This window comes from Clostridium sp., assembly GCF_051656525.1.
Lineage (GTDB): Bacteria > Bacillota > Clostridia > Clostridiales > Clostridiaceae > Clostridium.
The window spans coordinates 1-1,797 of sequence record NZ_JBOGCC010000327.1; the positions used below are offsets into that span (position 1 = coordinate 1).

Genomic DNA, 1,797 nt, shown 5'->3' on the forward strand with positions numbered 1-1,797 from the left:
TTATGATTTAATAGAGCAAGCATAGTAGAAGGGGGGAGTAGAGTATGTTAGAAAAAGTATTAGTAATGACATTTGAAAATGCAGCAGGGAAGAATTTATCAATTAAGGTGAAGGATATTTTAGATGAGCTTTCATCTGAGTCAGTAAAGGCTGTTATGAATTTTATTAAGGCTAAGGGAATCTTTACAATAGATGGTTCTCCAATAACAAAGGTTTTAAAAGCTGAAGTTATAGCAACTGAAAAGACAATTTTAGATTTAGCATAGGGTTTAAAGGTAATGCAATATTTTGCATTGCCTTTTTGAAGTATAAATAAAAAGGGAGAGGATTTTTTATGGAGATAAAGGTTAAAGTTTTAGTGGAAATGCCAGGGGTTATGGAGTCATTACTTGCACTTGCAGAGGCTTTTGAAGGATATAGAAAAGATGTATTAATGAATGGAAATGTAAAGAAGGAAATTGAGCCAGAAATTGTAGAGAAAATTGAGATTTCTATAGAAGAGATTAGAGCTATCTTAACTAAAGTTTATAGGGATGGGAAAAGAAATGAAGTGTTAAGACTTTTAAGGGAGTTTGGGTGTGAGAAGCTTATAGAACTTCCAAAGGAAGCTTATCCTGAAGTTTTGAAAAGGGCTGAAGAGTTGGAAAGGAGAGTAGCTTAAAGGTATGAGAAGTTTAGCTATTGATATTGAAACCTTTAGTGATAAGGACCTTACAAGGTGTGGCGTTTATCCATATACAGAGTCTTTGGAGTTTGAGATACTCCTATTTGCATATGCCTTTGATGATGATGAGGTTAAAGTAGTTGATTTTAAGAATGGAGAAAGGCTTCCAATGAATGTTTTGGAGGCTTTAACTTCTGAGGATATTATTAAAACTGCTTTTAATGCTAATTTTGAAAGGGTTTGTTTAGAGAGACATTTAGGAATATATATGAATCCAGAGTTTTGGAGCTGTACATCTGTTCTTTCTTTAGAGCTTGGGCTTTTAGGAAGTCTTGATGGAGTTTCTAAGTTTTTAGGAATAGAGGAAGGAAAGATGGAGGAGGGACGGGAGCTTATAAAATATTTTTCAATTCCTCCAAGAAAAGAGATGGATTTAGAGAAGTGGGAAACCTTTAAGAAATATTGTATAAGAGATGTTGAAGTTGAGAGAAATATAAGAAAAAGGTTAGAGTTTTTTAGTATTACAGAAAAGGAAAAAGAGTTATGGAGTTTAGATCAGAGAATAAATGATAGGGGTATTTTAATTCATGAGGGATTGGTGGATAAGGCTATTGAAGGAGAAAATATTTGGAGGGAAAAGCTACTTAATAGAGGAAGAGAGTTAACAGGTTTAGATAATTTTAATAGTGTAAAGTCTCTTAAAGAGTGGCTAGAAGAAAAAGGTTTAAAGACCTCAAGTCTTGCAAAGGACAATGTTTCTAAGCTTTTAAAAAAAGTTTCTGATGAAGAAATAAAGGAAGTATTGGGCTTAAGGTTAGAGATTTCAAAGACTTCTGTTAAAAAGTATGAGGCTATGAAAAGAAGTGTATGCAAAGATGGCAGGATAAGAGGCTTGTTTAGGTTTTATGGTGCTAATAGAACAGGAAGATGGGCAGGAAGGTTAGTTCAAGTTCAAAATCTTCCACAGAATAAGGCAAAGGATATTGACCTTTGCAGAAATCTTTTGCTTGAAGGAGAGTATGAGGGGATTAATCTTTTTTATGAAAGCTTTAAGGGAATGTTATCAGAACTTATTAGAACAACATTTATTCCAGAGAAGGGGAAAAGATTTATAGTTGCTGACTTTAGTGCAA

At 33.5% G+C, this 1,797-nt stretch carries 2 protein-coding genes and 1 pseudogene; all 3 read left to right on the forward strand.

Features of this window, described 5'->3' with window-relative positions:
• Positions 1-44: 44 nt before the first annotated feature.
• On the forward strand, positions 45-266 hold the full coding sequence (locus tag ACRDDY_RS16375; RefSeq protein WP_438566008.1) for a DUF2922 domain-containing protein: 222 nt from the start codon (positions 45-47) through the stop codon (positions 264-266).
• A gap of 68 nt (positions 267-334) precedes the next feature.
• Positions 335-661 carry a hypothetical protein gene (locus tag ACRDDY_RS16380; RefSeq protein WP_438566009.1) on the forward strand — a complete coding sequence of 109 codons (327 nt, stop codon included), beginning with the start codon at positions 335-337 and terminating at the stop codon, positions 659-661.
• A 4-nt stretch (positions 662-665) separates the two neighbouring features.
• Positions 666-1,797 (forward strand): annotated as a pseudogene (locus ACRDDY_RS16385) (hypothetical protein); the annotation flags it as partial.